At 43.1% G+C, this 19,519-nt stretch carries 16 protein-coding genes; 9 read left to right on the top strand and 7 right to left on the bottom strand.

Annotation, left to right across the window (positions count from 1 at the left end; translation table 11 throughout):
• Nucleotides 1–3: 3 nt before the first annotated feature.
• Nucleotides 4–741 (bottom strand): dienelactone hydrolase family protein, encoded by a 738-nt coding sequence (locus EPB74_RS08875; protein ID WP_089555316.1) that lies wholly within the window; start codon nt 739–741, stop codon nt 4–6.
• A 271-nt stretch (nt 742–1,012) separates the two neighbouring features.
• Between EPB74_RS08875 and EPB74_RS08880 the strand changes: the two genes are divergently transcribed.
• The gene (locus EPB74_RS08880) at nt 1,013–1,522 is read left to right on the top strand and encodes a YcgN family cysteine cluster protein (protein ID WP_446740033.1); all 510 of its coding nucleotides are present in this window, start codon (nt 1,013–1,015) and stop codon (nt 1,520–1,522) included.
• 85 nt (nt 1,523–1,607) lie between these two features.
• Here EPB74_RS08880 and EPB74_RS08885 read toward each other — a convergent pair whose 3' ends face one another.
• Nucleotides 1,608–3,029 (bottom strand): Lnb N-terminal periplasmic domain-containing protein, encoded by a 1,422-nt coding sequence (locus tag EPB74_RS08885; RefSeq protein ID WP_274903878.1) that lies wholly within the window; start codon nt 3,027–3,029, stop codon nt 1,608–1,610.
• A gap of 199 nt (nt 3,030–3,228) precedes the next feature.
• Between EPB74_RS08885 and EPB74_RS08890 the strand changes: the two genes are divergently transcribed.
• The 5 genes from EPB74_RS08890 (at nt 3,229) to EPB74_RS08910 (ending at nt 10,685) form a co-directional block, all read left to right on the top strand.
• Nucleotides 3,229–4,128: a CBS domain-containing protein gene (locus EPB74_RS08890; protein ID WP_079692770.1), complete on the top strand. Its 900-nt coding sequence runs from the start codon at nt 3,229–3,231 to the stop codon at nt 4,126–4,128.
• Nucleotides 4,129–4,435: 307 nt separating this feature from the next.
• Nucleotides 4,436–6,010 (top strand): apolipoprotein N-acyltransferase, encoded by a 1,575-nt coding sequence (lnt, locus tag EPB74_RS08895; protein ID WP_079692769.1) that lies wholly within the window; start codon nt 4,436–4,438, stop codon nt 6,008–6,010.
• Between the two features lie 137 nt (nt 6,011–6,147).
• On the top strand, nt 6,148–6,597 hold the full coding sequence (locus tag EPB74_RS08900; RefSeq protein WP_274903879.1) for a hypothetical protein: 450 nt from the start codon (nt 6,148–6,150) through the stop codon (nt 6,595–6,597).
• Nucleotides 6,598–6,894: 297 nt separating this feature from the next.
• Nucleotides 6,895–8,466: a peptide MFS transporter gene (locus tag EPB74_RS08905; protein WP_274903880.1), complete on the top strand. Its 1,572-nt coding sequence runs from the start codon at nt 6,895–6,897 to the stop codon at nt 8,464–8,466.
• Between the two features lie 401 nt (nt 8,467–8,867).
• Entirely contained in the window at nt 8,868–10,685 is a 1,818-nt protein-coding gene (locus tag EPB74_RS08910) for an aminopeptidase P family protein (RefSeq protein ID WP_274903881.1), read from the top strand.
• Between the two features lie 81 nt (nt 10,686–10,766).
• On the opposite strand, the gene EPB74_RS08915 is transcribed toward EPB74_RS08910, so the two are convergent.
• The 3 genes from EPB74_RS08915 to EPB74_RS08925 all read right to left on the bottom strand — a co-directional run bounded on the left by EPB74_RS08915 (nt 10,767) and on the right by EPB74_RS08925 (nt 14,636).
• Nucleotides 10,767–11,648, bottom strand: coding sequence for a hypothetical protein (locus tag EPB74_RS08915; protein ID WP_274903882.1), 882 nt, complete (start codon nt 11,646–11,648; stop codon nt 10,767–10,769).
• Nucleotides 11,649–11,780: 132 nt separating this feature from the next.
• Nucleotides 11,781–13,145 carry a beta-ketoacyl-ACP synthase II gene (fabF, locus tag EPB74_RS08920; protein WP_274903883.1) on the bottom strand — a complete coding sequence of 455 codons (1,365 nt, stop codon included), beginning with the start codon at nt 13,143–13,145 and terminating at the stop codon, nt 11,781–11,783.
• Between the two features lie 96 nt (nt 13,146–13,241).
• Nucleotides 13,242–14,636 (bottom strand): anhydro-N-acetylmuramic acid kinase, encoded by a 1,395-nt coding sequence (locus tag EPB74_RS08925; protein ID WP_274903884.1) that lies wholly within the window; start codon nt 14,634–14,636, stop codon nt 13,242–13,244.
• Between the two features lie 119 nt (nt 14,637–14,755).
• On the opposite strand from EPB74_RS08925, the gene tyrS reads away from it, so the two are divergent.
• Entirely contained in the window at nt 14,756–15,967 is a 1,212-nt protein-coding gene (gene tyrS, locus EPB74_RS08930; protein WP_274903885.1) for a tyrosine--tRNA ligase, read from the top strand.
• A 110-nt stretch (nt 15,968–16,077) separates the two neighbouring features.
• Entirely contained in the window at nt 16,078–16,314 is a 237-nt protein-coding gene (locus EPB74_RS08935) for a DUF1653 domain-containing protein (protein WP_274903886.1), read from the top strand.
• A 130-nt stretch (nt 16,315–16,444) separates the two neighbouring features.
• On the opposite strand, the gene EPB74_RS08940 is transcribed toward EPB74_RS08935, so the two are convergent.
• Together EPB74_RS08940 and upp are read right to left on the bottom strand one after the other, a co-directional pair.
• Complete coding sequence (locus EPB74_RS08940) at nt 16,445–17,197, bottom strand: SDR family NAD(P)-dependent oxidoreductase (RefSeq protein ID WP_274903887.1); 753 nt, start codon at nt 17,195–17,197, stop codon at nt 16,445–16,447.
• Nucleotides 17,198–17,327: 130 nt separating this feature from the next.
• Nucleotides 17,328–17,969, bottom strand: coding sequence for a uracil phosphoribosyltransferase (gene upp / locus EPB74_RS08945; RefSeq protein ID WP_079692758.1), 642 nt, complete (start codon nt 17,967–17,969; stop codon nt 17,328–17,330).
• 380 nt (nt 17,970–18,349) lie between these two features.
• Between upp and EPB74_RS08950 the strand changes: the two genes are divergently transcribed.
• Nucleotides 18,350–19,063 (top strand): DNA glycosylase, encoded by a 714-nt coding sequence (locus tag EPB74_RS08950; RefSeq protein WP_274903888.1) that lies wholly within the window; start codon nt 18,350–18,352, stop codon nt 19,061–19,063.
• Nucleotides 19,064–19,519: the final 456 nt, after the last annotated feature.

Below are 19,519 nucleotides of genomic sequence, written 5' to 3' on the forward strand. Positions count from 1 at the left end.
GCTTTATGCCAAGTTGCTTTTCATAAACTCCAACATATTTTCCCAGCTTTGTTTGGCAGCGGCTTCGTTATAGCCCAAATCTACGCCATTTTTGGCAGCGCGCTCATCGGCTTGTGGGTTAGTGAAACCATGCTTAGCGTTGTCATAAACATCAATAGTGTAATCGACATCAGCGGCATCTAGCTCTGATTTGAGACCTTCTATGGCTTCCATCGATACCATCGAATCATCGCGACCGTGGGCGACCAATACTTTAGCTTTGAAGTTTTTATCGGCTGGCTGCTTCGGTGAAGGGTTGCCATGGAAAGTTGCAACTGCTTTTAACGGCATGCCTTCACGTGCCATATCGAGGACGACTTTGCCACCGAAGCAAAAGCCAATGGCGGCTAGATTATCGCCATTAACAGCCATCTGGTCACTAAAGTCATTGAGAATTAAACGACAGCGTGCCATAAGCATATCTTGATCAGCAAGTACTTGCTCCATCCACATATTGGCTTGAGCCGCATCAGTGGTGAGTTTTCCTTCACCATAGACGTCCATCGCGACGGCGGCGTAGCCTGCTTCTGCTAAGCGTTCAACGATTGATTTTGGATGTTCGACGACGCCCCACCATTCTGGTGCGACTAAAATGCCGGCTACTGGATTGTCATCTGAGGCGTTTTCTGGCAGTGCGACATAGCTAATTAGCTGAATGCCATTTTCGGTAGTACTGATTAATTCAAAAGTCTTAATTGACATATTGTTGTCCTTTTTTTTATGTTATGAATGTTAGGTCATGATTTTTGGGTTAGGAATGTGATGTAGGAGTATTTTTAACTGATCATTTTCCTTACCTTTACTACCTTAACGCCCAACCTAGTCAAAAACAGCTATAATACTGTAACGCTCTTTGTCAAAATGATACGGCAACTTTATGACGCTAAATTTGTTAAATAAATATGAAGCCAGCTTAAATGCAGCTACTGATGTTGATTCGGATGCTCAGGAAAAATCAGGGTCACAATCAGCTATGAATCAGCTGTTGGATGATGCAGCAACTGAAACATTACGTCCGCAGTTTTGGTCGCGCTTTACACTAGCAGAATTAAACCATAGCGAGTGGGAAGCCTTGTGTGATGGCTGCGGCAGCTGCTGCTTGATTAAGTATATTGACGAAGACGAGGACGGCGATGTTGACGAAGAAATGGTCGAATATACCGATGTGACTTGCCAGCTGATGGACTGTGCGACCGGTTACTGTCAGCATTACGACACGCGCCAAGCGCATGTGCCAGATTGTATTCAACTGAACATTGAGAACTTGCCAAAAATGATGTGGCTACCGTCGCACTGTGCCTATAAGCGCTTGTATAAAGGTCAAAGCTTACCCAGTTGGCATTTGCTATTGACCCAAGATGCAGTAGTCACGCAACAACAAATGCGCGCTGCCAATGTCGGCGTGGCTGGTCGCTGTGTGACTGAAATTGGTATGGATGATGAAGAGATGGAAACGCGCGTGGTGAATTGGGTTAAGCCTTAATGGTATTAGGCGTTAGTTGCGTTAACCTTTTCTCTTGAAAATCTCAACCCTTAAAAGCTGTGATATTAAGAAGAAGCAATCGTCATCAGTATTCGTTAGAAGCCTGAGCCGCAGATTTAGCGCCTACCTTGGCATCAGTTCGCGAGTCAGCAAGTGGCGGAATGGGAATAGCTTGGCGAATTTGCTGAGAAAATTCGCTGCCATGAATGTCGTTGTTATTATGAAAGCCTTTGACCTTCGGATTGATATGCGTGCGCTCATACCAGGTATCCATCGACCAAGGTTGTCCTGTTTTTTCAGGATTGGTATCTAACATACCGACATCGTGTAGATAGTTTGGCAGCCAACCCGAGACCCAAATTCGATAATCCCATGGCAGACGATCATCACTGACGATACGAGCCATATAAAAAATAATATTGGTACAGTTACTAATTAAGGTGTTATACCAAGTGGGTTCTTCATTTAGCTCATCGGCGGCGATCAAATAAGATTCAAATAATGCTTTGACCTCATGCTGCTGCAAATGACTGATCGGAAATAGATAAACCTGCTCACCACGCGCATTACTACGAGTATAAATAATATCGCGCTCTTCTGCGGCGACTAAGCTGAGCTCAAAACGTCTAAAAAATCCAGCGAGTGCAGAAAACGACTCCCCATTTTCTTTACGAATCTCAAATGAAAAGGCAAGTGGTCGATCATCTTCAAAGCGAAAGCTCACTAACGTATGCGCAATCAGCGGTCCCATCCAGTAAGAGTTGGTCACATCAACGCCAGACAATTTCGACATATCAATCGTGCGCGTCTCCCAGCGTTCAGTGGCAGCGTCAGCATTATGCCAATCAAAGTTGCGTACATTGGTTAGGGTAATTAAATCAGGGTTGGTCGCATCACGCGTGTAAGTAACTCTTTCACTGACTTCAGGCATCCAGTCGCGTTGTTGCTTGGGTTCGATAGTCATAAACCAACCAAAGCCAATAACCCAAATAGCAGCGTACAATCCCACTAACCATCTGGTTGCTGTCTTTTTAGTTGTGGTTTTCTTATTGTTTGTTTTTTTAACGTTGGATTTTTTATTACTGATGCGTCGCTCGCTAGTGAGCCTATCCATTAATTTTTCAGCAGTTTTTGACCAAGCATTTATACCCAGTAAAGTTGCCAGCACTCCGACAATAAGGGTTATCGTTAGCCACGTTATGACCGATTGCCCACCAAATTGGTACCAAATCGCCAGCAATAACCAAACGGCGGACAATATAAGGGTGAGCGCAATTAAAAATTGCAGCAGATAATGTCGCCATTTAGACTTTGGCGGATTGCTATTCGGTGCGCTAGCCTTTATGTCATTATTTAAATTATCAGCTTCTAAGCCATGACTGTCTGAGCCGTTATCTGAGCGATGGCTATTTGAATGAGACGAAAGCAGGCGAGAAACAAAGGCACGTAGCGACATAGGGTTGATTTTGAGGAATGAAGGCTTTGACCATAGCAAAGTTTGCAACACACTGACAATACAATTTGAGTGAATTTATCGTTGAATGTCAGTAAGCCTTGCGATAAAGTGAAACTCATTAAGCTGGTCCATTTATTTTTAATAATAAGTAATCGGTTTTATTTATTGTTTTAATCTCCATATATCACTTTACATATTTTCTATGTATTATTTTAATTACCATTAACTAAAGAGGTTAACTCACACCATCATGTCTGAAGATGCTCCCAGCCCGAGTAGTTGGTCGATGCGCGGCTTAAAACGCTGGCTATCGACTGCCCCCGAAACCCGTGATGAATTGATTAGTTTAGTGCAACAGTCACGCCAATTCTTAGAGCCAGATACGGTGGACATGTTAGAAGGCGTGCTCGATCTGCCGGCGACACAAGTTCGTGAAATTATGACTCCACGTCCGCAAGTGATTGGCTTGCATGAAAGCACCAGTCTGGCTGAAGTGATGGATATCATTCTTGAGACGACCCATTCGCGCTATCCAGTATTTGATAGCCAAGATGATGATGCGGTCATCGGTATCCTATTGGCAAAAGATTTAATTCCTCTTTTGGTGCATATGGTGCGCGACCAAGAAGACAAGATTGATAGTAAACGCTTAAGAGATTTGGTACGTCAGCCACTATATATCAGTGAGAGCGCACGCTCTGATACCTTGCTACGCTCGTTGCAGCGTACCCAAGTCCATATGGCGGTTGTCGTCGATGAGTTTGGCAACTTTGGTGGTGTGGTGACGATGGAGGATTTACTCGAGGAGATCGTCGGTGACATCGTCGATGAGCATGATGATTTCGATGAAGACAGTGATATTAATAATATTGTCGCCGATCCTGAAAAGCCAAATACGTGGCGCATCCAAGCGTCTACGGCGATTGAAGACTGTAATGATGAGATTGGCTCTGATTTTGATGATACCGATGTCGATACCATGGGTGGTTTGGTCATGCAGGCGCTAGGCTACGTCGGTGATCTAGAAGGTGAGAGCGTCGTCATAGATGATTGGCAAATCATCATTACCGATGTTGAGGGACGTTTTATCCAAAATCTTGAGGTGACTAAAATAAACGATGACCCGCAAGTGTTAATAGGCAGTCATTAGTTTATTAGCCACCAGTTTTTCAGTCATTAATTTATCGAAAAGTTTTATCAGCCAGATTTATCATTCACATTATTATTAAATCTATGAATGATTAATCCCAAAAAACACGATTGCGGTCGTGTTTTTTTTGCTTTCAAAACCGGTATTTTACAACGCAAATTTACCTATTGAGTGGCGGAGGCTGCTATCATAGGCGGGTTTAATTTTTAGACGCTGTATTTATCATAATAGTGTCGGCTTTAAATTGAACATTGACTGCATCATTGAGTTTTAAAATTATTGAATAATAAGGTTTTGGATAACTGCTATGCGTCTGTCTACTGTTGATTTGCAAAAACGTCTGAACCCCGATAAGCCAAAGGGCTTACCTTTGGTGCTGACTCTATTGATTGCGTTGCTGGCAGGGGCAGTGTTTATCTTTGCGCTCGCGCCTTACGATATCTGGCCGCTAGCATTGGTATCGCCGGCTATTTTATACGCGTTATTGGTGCCAGAGATGAGTGGTAAGCGTGCGTTTGCTATTGGACAGGCTTATGGTACCGGGCTTTGGTGTGTTGGGGCGTTTTGGCTATATACCTCTATTCACGTCTATGGTGATACGCCAGCGTGGCTTGCGCTGATTATGATTGCGCTGATGGGTTTGGGCATGGGATTGTTCCATGGCTTTTTGGCGCTGATTTTTAATCGAGTGGTCGGTAAGCAGCCGTTGTCTTTTGCCGCGCTTTGGATATTACAAGAATGGATGAAAACTTGGCTATTTACCGGTTTTCCGTGGTTGTTTGTCGGTTATGCTTTTACTGAGCAGTATTGGTTATCGTCATTAGCACCAGTTGCTGGCGTGTTTGCCGTCTCTTTTGTGGCGGTGTTATTGGCAGCCAGTTTAGTTGAGCTACTGCGTCGCCGTGGCGGCTATATGATTCCATCTTTAGCCTTGTTAATTATTAGCAGCGCATTATGGTTGATGAATCCACAATGGACGAAGCCGAAAGGCACGCCTGATTTATCGGTATCCTTAATTCAAGGCAATATTCCGCAAGATTTAAAATGGCTCACTGAGTATCAAGTAGAAACCCTAAAAATCTATGCAACGTTGACGAGTACAGAGTGGGGGCGTGATATCGTCCTGTGGCCTGAGTCGTCGATTCCGATGTTTCAGACCGATGCGGTTGGCTTTATCAGTGAAATGGTAAAAATGGCCAAAGAAACGAATACCACATGGGTAACTGGCATTCCTTATAAGGATGAAGCGGCGTTTGATGAAGCCAATGATAAGTATCCGCCATTTTATAATAGTGTCATTGCCTTAGGTGCTGAAGCAGAAGGGCTTTATAAAAAGCAGCGCTTAGTACCTTTTGGTGAATACATTCCTTTTGAAGGACTGCTGGATATTTTGCCCAATTTAGCAGGCAGTCAAGAAATCTTGAGCTATAGTCGTGGTAGTGACAACCAATCACCGCTGCGTGTGCGTGGTCATAATTTAGGCGCAGCGGTTTGCTATGAAGTTGCTTATCCTGATACCACCCGCAAAAACGCTATTAACACTGACTTTTTATTGACCATCTCCAATGATGCTTGGTTTGGCACGTCAGCCGGTCCGCTACAACATCTGCAAATGGTACAAATGCGCGCGCTTGAAAACGGTCGTTGGTTTATGCGTGCGACCAATACTGGTGTCACGGCTATCATTGACCACAAAGGTCGTATTGTGAAGCGTGCGCCGCAATTTGAGCGGACGGTATTACGCGGTGATATTCAGGCGCGAGTCGGTAATACACCTTTTATGCGCTTTGGTAATTACCCCATCTTAATCGTGATTGCGCTTCTGCTATTATTAAGCTATCTTGGCAAGCGTGCGACCCCTCGAACGCGTGTGGTCAAGTAGTCGAAAGTGCTGATATAGATCGGATTTAAAGTTTTTCGACAATAAAACCTTTAAATAGTTAAGGGTTTTAACAAATAGACATAAATTGCGATATAATAGACCAATATTTTAAATATTTTGTGCAAGGTGGATCAGGTATGTCAGAACATATTGTCGAAAACAACCCTAAGAAAGAGTTCCTGTATGCCTTAGGTGGCGTTGGCTTATTCTTGGCTATCGTCTTACTTATCGGCATCTCAGGATTTCTGCGCCCAGCGGGTGAGCATATTACTGCTGAGACTACAGAAGCGCCAGCAGCAGAGGCAACTGCAACTGAAGAAGCTGCGCCAGCTGAAACAGCCGCCGCGCCAGTAGCAGATACGGCTACAGCAGCGACTACCGATACGCCAGCTGATGCGACAGTGACACCAGCTCCAGTTACAGATACTGCCGATGCTAATAGTGCTGTCGTTACTGCAGAAGCGGGCACCGCCACTGCCTCTGGTACAGTCAGTCAGGCAGCAGTTGCTGATGCTGACTTGACAGCAGAGCAAGCCGATGGCGACTTAGATGCTGGTACTACTGAAAAAGCAGCGCCTGCACAGTAAGCGGGCTATTCCAGTATGATACTGACCATACTCAGACTCTAAAACCTAAAGGTCTCATTGTTGCTGTAGAGAGGTCAGATGAGCCTCTTATTTCAATAGTGTCATCAGCAATACTTAACGAAAAGCCCGTTCTCAACGATTGAGAGCGGGTTTTTTTGTGGGTATTTCTGTAATTATTAGATAACTTTTTCTTTACTTGATTATAACCAAGTGAAACAATGACCCGCGTTTATGACCGCCTATCAGAATAATTAGCGGCTTGGTCGTTATAATAATAGTACTTAAAGGAATAAAGGTATGAGCACGGAATCACAAACAGAGGTAAGTGCTGCCGAATTGGCCTCACTAGAAGATGGTTTTATGGGACATCCGAAGCCGCTACGCCCATTGTTCTTTACCGAAATGTGGGAGCGGTTTTCTTATTATAGTATCCGTCCATTGCTTGTGCTGTTTATGGTCGCGTCCGTTGGTAGTGGTGGCTTTGGTTTTGATGAAGTAACAGCTTCTGCTATCTATGGTATTTTTGCCGGTTCATTATATTTAGCGGCAGTACCAGGTGGCTGGTTGGCTGACAATTGGCTCGGTCAAGAGCGCGCGCTATGGTGGGGCAGTATTATTATTGCTCTAGGTCATCTGTGCATAGCACTCTCTGCTATATTTGGTATGACGCTATTTTTCGTCGGTTTAATGTGTATTGTGCTGGGTTCAGGCTTATTTAAAACTTGTATCTCAGTCATGGTCGGTGCCTTGTACCCTAAAAGCGATGCACGCCGTGATGGCGGCTTTACCCTGTTTTATATGGGTATCAATATTGGTGCATTATTGGCGGCGCTGATCGTTGGGGTGTTTAAAGAAAAAGGCATGTGGCACGTAGGTTTTGGTGTTGGCGGACTTGGCATGCTAGCGTCACTGCTGATTTACCGCTTTTCTGCTAAAAAGACTTTAAATCGTTATGCCAGTGCCAAAAACATCGCCCCTGAATGGGAGCAAACGTCTGGGCTTTACAAAAACGTTGGTCGTTGGGTTGCAGGGTTTCTTGTACTACTTGCTGCCATTACTGTTTTAGTGGCGACTGGTATCATGCCATTTAACCCTGAAATGGTCGCACAGTATATGACATACCTCATTGCGGCAGTGGTGATAGGGTATTTTGCTATCATGTTTATTTCGCCACGATTAGATAAGACGGATAAGCTGCGTTTGCTGATCTGCTTTATATTGATTATTGGCTCAACGCTATTTTGGTCAAGTTTTGAGCAGCAACCAACCTCATTTAACTTGTTTGCCGATCGTTATACAGACCTTAATGTCTTAGGTTTCGAGATACCCAGTATTTGGTTTCAATCATTGAATCCTTTGTTTATTTTAATATTAGCACCCATTGCTAGTATTGTATGGGTCAAGCTTGCCAATCGAGGACTTGAGCCAAATAGTATGGTGAAGTTTGCGCTTGGTATGTTGCTTACCGCGGCAGGCTTTGCGCTGATGATATTTGCCTCAAAAAGTATCTTGACCAATGCTGGTGGACTGGCGTCACCTTTATGGTTGGTTGGTAGCTTGTTACTATTGACGCTTGGTGAATTGGCACTCAGTCCTGTTGGCTTGTCTGCTATGACTAAGCTTGCGCCAAAAGGGATGCAAGGCCAGATGATGGGGCTATTCTTTGCTTCTGTCGCATTAGGTAACTTGGTTGCGGCCTTCTTTGGTGGTCACGTCACCGCCGATAAGATTGAAGGGTTACCAGGTTTGTTTACCACGATGACGGTCTTTTTGATAATCACAGCAGTAATATTATTATTATTATCAAAACCTATTAATAATATGCTAATAAAGAGTGAACAGGAAGATAAGTTAAACTCGAAAGTCTAAGTTTCGTTATTTACGTTAAGCGCTATTGGCTAATAGAACCAGTATCAATGTTGAATAAGCTGAATAATAAGATGAACAATAAAACGTGTTACCATTAGTGGTAGCACGTTTTATTGTTTAACTTAGTGAGTGTTTTGCCACAAGCTATTGAAAGCCAGCTTTCTGCCCAAACATCTAGTGATGTTCCGCTTTATTAAGAGCTGCATAAACGGTCTTATCTACATTTAGTATTATATAAATCTGGTTTTCAATATGTTGAGCGGTTTGATTTATATGCTGACTGCTCAATAATGACTACACACTCAAAGCAATTTTTCTCGTCCAAATAAGACGGCTATCCATAGTCGCCTCACGCCATTTTTTAAAAGCTGATTTCTCCAAAATAAATAAGGAAACATTCAATGAACAAACAAGCCATTCATGATCGTATCGATAATTTACGTCAGAGCTTAGCCGCTCAAGATCTTACGGCAATTATCGTGCCATCAGCGGATCCGCATTTATCTGAATATCTACCAGAATACTGGCAAACCCGTCAGTGGTTATCAGGCTTTACAGGTTCGGTTGGTACGCTGGTTGTGACGGCTGATTTTGCTGGTCTGTGGACGGACAGCCGCTATTGGGTACATGCAGCAGACCAATTAGATGGTACGGGTATCAGCTTGGAAAAACTTGCGCCTGGTCAACCAAACCATATCGATTGGTTAGCCGAGCATTTGGCGGAGGGCGATAGTGTGGCAGTCGATGGCAATGTGCTGTCTATCGCTGAGCAAGACCGATTGTTAGATGGGTTTGATGCCAATGACATTACCTTAATCACTGAGCGTGATTTATTAACGGAAGTATGGACTGATCGACCAGCGCTGCCATCAGCCAGTTTATATGCACATGATGAGCAGTTTATCGCGCAGTCTGCTAGCGAAAAACTTGCGGCCGTCCGTGCTGGTATGGCAGAAGCAGGGGCGACACATCATTTGCTTTCGAGCTTAGATGACATTGCTTGGTTGACCAATCTACGCGGTGCTGATGTCGATTATAACCCTGTATTTTTGGCGCATATGCTCATCGATGCTGAAAAAGCGATATTGTTTATTGATAATAATAAAGTCAGTGCTGATATTGCGCAAAGCTTGAAAGATAGCGGTATCACGCTTGCTGACTATGAGTCTGTACAGAATGCATTGGGTACGCTGACACCAGCAGACTTGTTATTATTAGATCCTAGTAAAGTCGCAGTCGGTACGCTATCACAAATGGCAGACGGTGTGGGTTTCATTGAGCGAATGGCACCAAGCACTTTATTAAAATCAATTAAATCTGATTCAGATATCGATCATGTTCGTGAAGCGATGCGTCAAGATGGCGCGGCATTATGTGAGTTTTTTGCCGCATTTGAGCAGCGTCTAAAGGCAGGTGAGCGTTTAAGCGAGCTTGATGTTGATAGTATGTTGATTGACGTGCGTAGTCGTCAGCCGCATTATGTGTCACCAAGTTTTCCAACCATCGCAGGCTTTAATGAGAATGGTGCGCTACCGCATTATCGTGCAACGCCAGAGAAATTTAGCTACCTTGATGTAAATGCAGGTGAAGGTGGTTTATTATTGATCGACTCAGGCGCTCAATATCAAAACGGCACGACTGATATCACTCGCGTGGTTGGTATTGGACAAGTAAACAGCGAGCACAAGCGTGACTTTACGACGGTGCTAAAAGCTCATATTGCGCTAGCACGTGCTCACTTCCCTGATGGTATCGCGTCACCGTTAATTGATGCGATTTGCCGTGCGCCTTTATGGCAAGCACAGATGGATTATGGTCATGGTACGGGTCATGGCGTTGGTTATTTCCTCAACGTTCATGAAGGTCCACAGGTCATCGCTTATAGCGCCAGTACTCCGAAAGAGCGCGCCATGAAAGAAGGCATGATATCCAGTAATGAGCCGGGTCTATACCGCGAAGGTAAGTGGGGCATCCGTATCGAAAACTTGGTGGTCAATATGCCAGTTGGCAATCCTACTGAGACGGAATTTGGTCAGTTTTTAAACTTTGAAACCATCACTTACTGCCCAATTGATACGCGCTTGATTGAACCTTCATTATTGGATCAAGTAGAAATAGATTGGCTCAATAACTATCACAGTCAAGTTTATGCCGAGCTAAAAGACCGCATTGATGGCCTAGCACTTGAATGGCTGACCGAACGTACACAAGCGATTTAAAGTAAAAAAACTCATTTCTAATCGTGAAATAAAAAGCCCCGTGAATCATTCACGGGGCTTTTTGCTGTATAGACGCTGTGTTTAATTTTTTTGTAGATTATCATCAGTAACCGGTTTATCTTGCTCGGTTAAATGTTGAGTCACTTCGGCACGTAGCCAAGATTTTAAATTCTCAGACATTTGCATCATTTGCTCACTTAGATAGTCATCTACATGCATCTCAAGCTCACGGATTAACTCTGGATGAGTGACGGCCAATTTAGTATTTTTTAAAGATAAGTGAATCGCTGCGTCTGAAACGGCTTTATCGATGACCGTCTTGATATTGCTATCAATGGCGTTAATAGCGGCATTGCTTTGTTTGTGAACCGCGTCATTCTCAGTGCTGTTCTCAGTGTTATTATTGCCAGTAACCATTTCTGCAGTAGCGTTTTTACCAGTAGCGATGTCTTCAGTAACTATATGTTCATTACTACTGGCAACGTCGCTATTAGCAATATTATTATCAGCACTTATCTTGTCTGTATCGTTGGCATCAATAGCTGCAACGGTTTTATCAAGACTGTTTTTATCGGCTATTAACTGCGCATTTTTTTCTTGGTCTTTTTGAGCGGCTTCTGATTCTTCACAAATTTTGGCTGCTTCTTTTAATTTAGTCTCTTCTTTCAGCTTAGCGTCTGCTTGTTTTTCTTCTTCTAGACGTTGTTTTTCAGCAACAGTGCGCTCTTCGGCTTGTTTATCGGCAATTGCTTTGGCGATCGCTTGTTCTGCCTCATGATTTTCATAAAGATCATCAAGATGCGCGTCTAAGTCATGCGTGCTAAATACAAAGGTTTCAAATGGTGTATCGGCTTGTAATAGGGTAGTGATATCCGTCAGCTCTTGGATGATTGACGCGCGTATAGGTTCTGGCGCGCACGTCCAGCGCTGATAAAACTGATGGGAAAATGAGTAGCTTGACATGGTATCGTCCATAAATGTTGCAAAAATTACCCCTTATCATACGCAAGTATGATAAGGGGCTGCAAGTGGACAAACGTAGCAAATCTGACACCAAGGTTACAACGGCAAATATTGTGACCTTTTATATATGCATTATGGCTTAACAGGCCAGCGTGCAAATATTAGCGAGCCATTAGTACCGCCAAAGCCGAAACTATTGGATACAGCGTACTGAAGATTATTCACTTTACGTGATTGGTTGGCGACATAATCAAGATTACAGTTGTCTTCAACATTATCCAAATTAATCGTTGGTGGTACATGCTGATGCTGCAAGGCAAGGACGGTAAATATCGCTTCGATACCACCAGCGGCACCAAGCAAGTGACCAGTCATAGATTTGGTTGAGCTGACTAAGATGCTATCTTTTACCGGCGCAAAAACGGTTTCAATAGCAATCGATTCAGCGACATCACCGGCAGGCGTGCTCGTACCATGTGCATTAACGTAACCAACAGCGGATGCTTCAATACCGGCATCATTAAGCGCATTTTGCATTGCCCGTGCTGCTCCGCTGCCATCTTCTGGAGGCGCAGTAATATGGCTAGCGTCATCGCTCATACCAAAACCGACTAGCTCAGCTAATATTGTCGCACCACGTGCTTTGGCATGACTTAAGCTTTCCAGTACGACCACACCAGCGCCATCACCGAGCACAAAACCATCACGATCTTTGTCAAAAGGACGCGAGGCTTTAGTCGGCTCATTATTACGAGTTGACAAGGCATGCATCGCTGCAAAGCCCGACATGCCAAGAGGGCTTGAGCCTTTTTCGCTACCACCGGCAATCATGACATCGGCATCGCCATAAGCAATCAAGCGTGCTGCTAGACCAATAGCATGGGTGGCAGTCGTACAAGCAGTTGACGTCGCAAGGTTTGGCCCTTTTAACGTGTGTTTAATCGCCACGAGTCCGGCTGCCATATTAACGATAGAGCCTGGAATGATAAATGGTGAAACTTTTTTAGGGCCTTTATCATTTAACATAGCACAGCTGTCTTCAATGGTTTGAATACCACCAATACCTGACCCTAAGATGACACCAAAGCGCTCTTGGTCAACGTTTTGTACAGGGCTATCATTGGCGTTAATTTCATCAATAAAACCAGCATTTTCTAACGCCATTGAGGTTGCCGCTACTGCATATTGCATAAAATCATCATAGCGGCGCGCGTCTTTAGCATTCATGTATTGCTTGGCATCGAAGTCTTTGACCACGCCTGCAATCTGCGCGCGATAGTCAGTTGCATCGAAATGAGTAATCGTGGCAATACCGCTCTCACCATTGAGCAGTCTTTTCCAAGTACTCTCGACATCTAGCCCTAATGGTGTGACAGCACCCATACCGGTGACTACTACGCGTGCGTCGTCAGAGCGTTCATAATGTGGCGGTTTTTGACGCCGTTTTGCATCAGTAGTAGCGATTTGCGATTTTGATGGGCTGCTGTGCTGGCTCATATTATATATCCTGTCCTTACGGGTCTGAAGAGGAGGGTATTTCGTAAGCCATTATAAAACACATAAGTGCACGTGTGTAAACTAAAATTTAATCAATCAGGCAAAACATACTTGACCCAATACCACGCCTTTATTTGCGCCCGTCACAGCTGGCAAGTTACCGGTTTCGCCCATTAGGGTTTGTCTTGCTAGCCAGGAAAAGGCGACTGCTTCTACCCACGTTGGATCGAGTCCTAAACTGGCAGTGGTCTCTACTTTGCAACGCGGTAAATGCGCTTGTAATCGCGTAAGTAAATAATCGTTAAGTGCACCGCCACCGCATACGTATACCGTGCTATTTTCATCAGCGTTGATAAACATATTGATTTGCGCACTAGCACTGATGGCTGTTAGCTCGGTTAAGGTTGCTTGCACATCCGCAGATGAGTAACGAATATGAGCAGATACTTGATCGAATTTTTGTAGCTCATCCTGTATCCACTCTAAATTAAAATCTTCACGCCCAGTAGTCTTCGGATAATCTCTAGCAAAAAACGAATGCTCTAAGAGTTGATTGAGTAGTGGCTCAACGACTTGCCCAGATTGTGCCCACGCACCGCCAGCATCATAACCCTTGTCAGTATGCAGTGCCGTCCACGCATCTAATAATAAATTCGCGGGACCTGTATCATAGCCAACGACTTGTTTTTTTTCATTATGGCTTTCTTCATTACTATTTTCTTTACTAGCAGTGATTGCTGGCAGGACCGTTATATTAGCAATACCGCCCAAATTTAATAATACGCGAGTGCTGTCAGGCGCGGCAAATAATGCTTGATGGAACGCAGGAACTAATGGAGCTCCTTGACCACCGACCGCCATATCGCGGCGACGAAAATCACTGACCACGCTAATACCAGTATGCTCAGCGATAATATTGGCATCGACTAATTGCAAACTAAAGCCCATTTGCGGGCGATGACGCACCGTTTGCCCATGACAGCCAATCGCCAGTACAGACTCACTATCAGTATTTGATTGCTGCAATAACGTATTAACCACGTCGCTGGCAAACTCCGCATATTCTTTACTTGCCCAACCGAACCAGTCTAATTCGCTATTTGGTTCACCCGCCGTTGGTATTAATTGATTAACGCCATTAGGCTGACATAATGCTAACAACACTTCACGTAAACGTGGTGGAAAATCTTGGCTAACAGTCGCTAACAAGCGCATTGGTTGTTGGGTATCTTGTTCCGTATTTCTATCAGTACTAAATTGACAAAGAACCGCATCCATACCATCCAAACTGGTACCAGACATCATGCCAATATATAAGCCATCATCGAAGTTCTCAAACACAGTTTGCTCGAGTGCTTCGGTCAGAGTCGCATAGTTTAAATCGTCCATATTATCTAGACTTTTATCTAAAGGGCTATCGAAGTCATCATTTAAACTCATATCTTGAACATTATTATGCTGACTATCAGCAATCGATGCGGGCTTGGTCATGGCAATTTACCTTAAAAAACGCTAGTATATCTGCCAAATTCTAACATTTTTTGATGGCTACGAAATTCTAAATAGCCCAAACGCTTCAACCCTTTGATAAAGACAATAAAGAGATCATCATGACCAATCAAATCTACACGCTAGAAGAACAGCTTGCCCTTATCCAGCGCGGCACCCAAGAAATCCTATCAGAAGAGGATTTAGTTAAAAAGCTTAAACTAAATCGTCCGCTACGTATCAAAGCGGGTTTTGATCCTACCGCCCCTGATCTACATTTAGGTCATACGGTTCTGATTAATAAACTTAAGCATTTTCAGGATTTGGGTCATGAGATCTATTTTTTAATCGGTGATTATACCGCCAAGATTGGTGATCCTTCTGGTAAGAACAGCACGCGTCCGCCATTAACAGACGAGCAAATCAAAGCTAACGCAAAGACTTATGCTGAGCAAGTTTTTAAAATTTTGGATAAAGAAAAAACTCGTGTCGTTTTTAATTCCGAGTGGTTTAATGACATGACAGCGGCGGATATGATTCAGCTTGCCAGCCAGCAAACCGTCTCGCGTATGCTTGAGCGTGACGATTTTTCCAAGCGCTACGCGGCGCAAACGCCTATCTCTATCCATGAATTCCTCTATCCATTGGTACAAGGTTATGATTCTATCGCCCTAAAAGCCGATGTCGAGCTTGGTGGTACTGACCAAACCTTTAACTTATTAATGGGTCGTACTTTGCAAGGTCGTTACGGTCAAGAGCAACAAGTCTGTATCACCGTACCGATTCTAGAAGGCTTAGACGGCGTTAATAAAATGTCCAAATCACTGGGCAACTATGTCGCCATTTATGATGCACCGGGTACCATGTATCAAAAAATCCTCTCGATGCCAGATACTTTAATCCGTCGTTATTTTGAATTTTTAAGCTTTAAGCCGATGGAAGAAGTGGAAACTTTAATGGCGGAGATGGAAAACGGTCGCAATCCACAAGAGATTAAACGTATCCTTGCCGAAGAATTGATTGAACGTTTCCATGATGCCGATGCTGCTGCCAATGCGCATAAATCAGCCGGTAACGTTTTAGCCGATGGTGAATTACCCGTTGATTTGCCAGAAGTAACACTAGACTTGGAAGGTCAAGACGCACTATTTATTGCCCAAATACTTAACCAAGCGGGACTGGCCAAAAATAGCTCATCTGCTAAAGATATGATTAAACGTGGCGCGGTAAAAGTAGATGGTGAAGTGGTTGATGGTGGTTTTAGCTTAACGTCTGGGCAAACGGTCGTTATCCAAGCCGGTAAGAAAGCGTATGCGAAAGTGACGGTTGGTTAAAAGCGCTAGGTTAAATAAACAATTAAGTGAATAAAGATAAGGTCGGCATTTAAGTCGACCTTATTTATTTGTATTAATCGCTAATATTTATTAAAAATTAGGATTCTACTATGACTCAAAAAATTCAAACCATCCCCCAAGGCATTTATCGCCATTATAAAGGCAGTCTTTATCAGGTTTTACATACGGCAAAGCATTCTGAAACCGAAGAAATGCTAGTTGTTTATCGTTGTCTTTACGGTGAATACGGTGTTTGGGTTCGACCAATAGCAATGTTTAATGAAACAGTCACGATAGATGGTAAAGAATTGCCAAGGTTTGAGTTGATTAAAACACTAGCTGATTAAACTGTAAGTTTTTCATAGGCGATTTTTCGCTCAATAAAGAAAGCGACCTTTATAGGTCGCTTTCTTATACATTTTAAATATTAAGCTTATAAGGTTTTTTTAGCAGCTTATAAAACTATGATATACATCTCTACGAATCTTGCTTAGCAATCGTCAGACCATTATAAGTTTGCGCAACAGGCATGACCTCTAAACGATTGACATTAATATGAGCAGGCGACTCAATTAACCATAACAAGATATCGCCGATATCATCACCAGTCATGGTTTTGAAGCCATCATAAACTTTAGCGGCTTTATCATCATCACCGTGATAACGGACGTTTGAAAACTCAGTACCGGCAACATTGCCCGGCTCAAGATTGGTGACACGAACTTGTGTACCGATTAAATCGGCGCGCAAGTTTAGGCTAAACTGCTTCACAAACGCTTTCGTTGCGCCATAAACGTTGCCACCATAGTATGGCCAGCTGCCAGCGATAGAGCCAACATTGATAATATAACCACTATCGCGCGCGACCATGACTGGCAAGACAGCATGAGTTAGCGCCATCAGACCTTTGATATTGGTATCGACCATACGCATCCAGTTATCAAGATTGGCGTTTTGCGCAGGCTCTGTACCCAATGCCAGTCCAGCATTATTAACCAAGACGTCGATTTGCTTAAAGTCCTCTGGCAGATCAGCAATAATTTGTGGAATAGAAGCAGTGTCACTAACGTCCATTACTACTGGTAAGAAAAAATCACCAAGCTCTTGCGCCATTGCATTAAGCTTATCGAGTCGTCTCGCACAACCAATCACCCGATGACCTTTTGCAATCAAACGCCTCGTAAGCGCTTCACCAAAACCCGCACTTGCACCCGTAATTAATACGTTCATCATTCATCCTTGTTATTAATAATCTATTATTAACGACTGCTATTAATAATAAATTGTTAATGGCAGTCGTAATGGTAGCCATCAATGCTTAATCATACTTTCCAACCGCTATTTCTAACTGTCAGTTATATTAAATTTGCTTAGTACCAAAAATCTTATCGCCTGCATCACCGAGACCAGGGATGATATAGCCGTGTTCATCCAAATGGCTGTCTAATGCCGCTGTATAAAGGGTCACGTCAGGATGCGCTTCATTAACTAAGCGCACACCTTCAGGCGCTGCGACCAATACCAATGCTTTAATGTTTTTACAGCCGTGTTTCTTTAGCATCTCAATAGTAGCAATCATTGAGCCACCAGTTGCGAGCATCGGGTCAATGATAATCGCAGGACGTTTGTCCATATGACTAACGAATTTTTCAAAGAACGGTACGGGCTCCAAGGTCTCTTCATCACGCTGTAAGCCGACAACAGATATTTTAGCCGTTGGGATTAAATCGAGAACGCCATCCAACATGCCAATACCGGCGCGCAGAATCGGCACAATCGTCGCCGTCTTCCCAGTGATTTGCTCACCAGTAATATCACCACACCAGCCTTCCATTGGAAAAGTTTCAATCTCAAAGTCGCGGCTTGCTTCATAAGCCATCAAGCGTGCCAGCTCTTTGGTGAGCGTACGGAACTTATAAGTACTACAGTCTTTTTCACGCATGAGGCTGAGTTTATGGCGTACTAACGGATGATCAATTACGGTAATTTTTAAGTCACTCATGAGTAGTCTCTTAGTTTTGGTCTGATTCTTGGGCGTTATTTAATCTAATAAAATAAAAAATATAGGCATTTAGATAGACAATCGGCAAATAAATACATTGCGGCGCAGCGCTTTTAAATAAATTGTTTCATGATTATGTTCGACTTTATAACTATATAGCTATCTATAAAACCATCCATATCACTAACAAATCGTGCCTTGACTCTATCGGCTGAGCTTTTATAGTAATAAGAGACAAATTAACCAATCAATAATTATAAATAGTGGTTCATAGCAAGTCATATAACCATAAAATATAGCTATATTAAAGCCATTGCACTTTGAGCAATGTTTACGCTTGCTATGATACCAAAAAAACCACTTTTCTGATGAAGAATATCATGACCAAATCCCCATCGAATACTCACACAACGCTATCAAAACCTGCTAACGACTTTGTATGGCCACAAACTTTAGATACAGAAACAGCAAATATCGAAACGCATCCTTTCGGTCCCGTCTTACCACCTGATGCGACGGTCATGATGATGGGTAGTTTTCCACCCACCGCTGATAAATGGGCGATGAGGTTTCACTATCCTAACTTTCAGAATGACATGTGGCGCATATATGGCTGCGTATTCTTTGACGACGCAGATTATTTTAGAGTAGGGGATGAAAAGCGCTTTGATCCTGAGCGTATCTGCGCCTTTATGTTTGAGCGCGGTATTGCTTCTTGTCCTACAGTAGTACAAGCAATTCGCGAGACTGGCAATGCGTCTGATAAAAACCTAACGGTTGTGACGACTGTTGATTTAGATAGCATTTTGCCGCAAGTACCAAAGGTAAAATCATTATTCACCACAGGAGGCAAGGCAACAGAGGTGCTGCTCAACTTGCTTAATACCCCACCAACTAAGTCCAAGTATCCTAAGACCAATCAAAGTATCGACTATCCTTACCAGTGGCATGACACTGAACAAAGTCATATTGCAGAGCAAGTTAACGACTTAACACTATATCGTCTACCCTCAACCTCGCGAGCGTACCCATTAGGCTTAGATAAAAAAGTCGAAGCCTACAAGGAGTTCTTTAAAAAGATGGGTAAGTTGTAAGTAGAGTATGAAATGTCGAGTAGCTACCGATTAACTCTATTGAGTAACCATATAAAAGAAGAAGACAATTGATTAATAGGCTAAATTTAGTTAATCATAAGTAGGTGGTAATTCCAAGCTATTGATAACTATAACAGTATTAAAGTAGTGATTAACATTGATTGAAAAATTTCCGAAACCCCTTGACCCCCTCCTGAAACTGCGTATAATACGCCCCTATCGGAACGAAGCTAAACTTATTAGGGCAAGTGATTGATCACTTAGTACTGAAGTTTAGCGAGATTGGCATTAGAGTTTACATTTACTTTAACACCAATTAAAAATAAGTTCTTGACACCAGATTAAAAGCGTCTATAATACGCACCTCAGCAAAGGAAGCTGGCAAATAAGTTAACAAACTTATAACCCAGATAACCAGTTGAAACGAATTAGAATAAAGGGTTGACAGACTATTTA

The organism is Psychrobacter sp. DAB_AL62B (assembly GCF_028895345.1).
In the GTDB taxonomy this organism is placed as follows: domain Bacteria; phylum Pseudomonadota; class Gammaproteobacteria; order Pseudomonadales; family Moraxellaceae; genus Psychrobacter.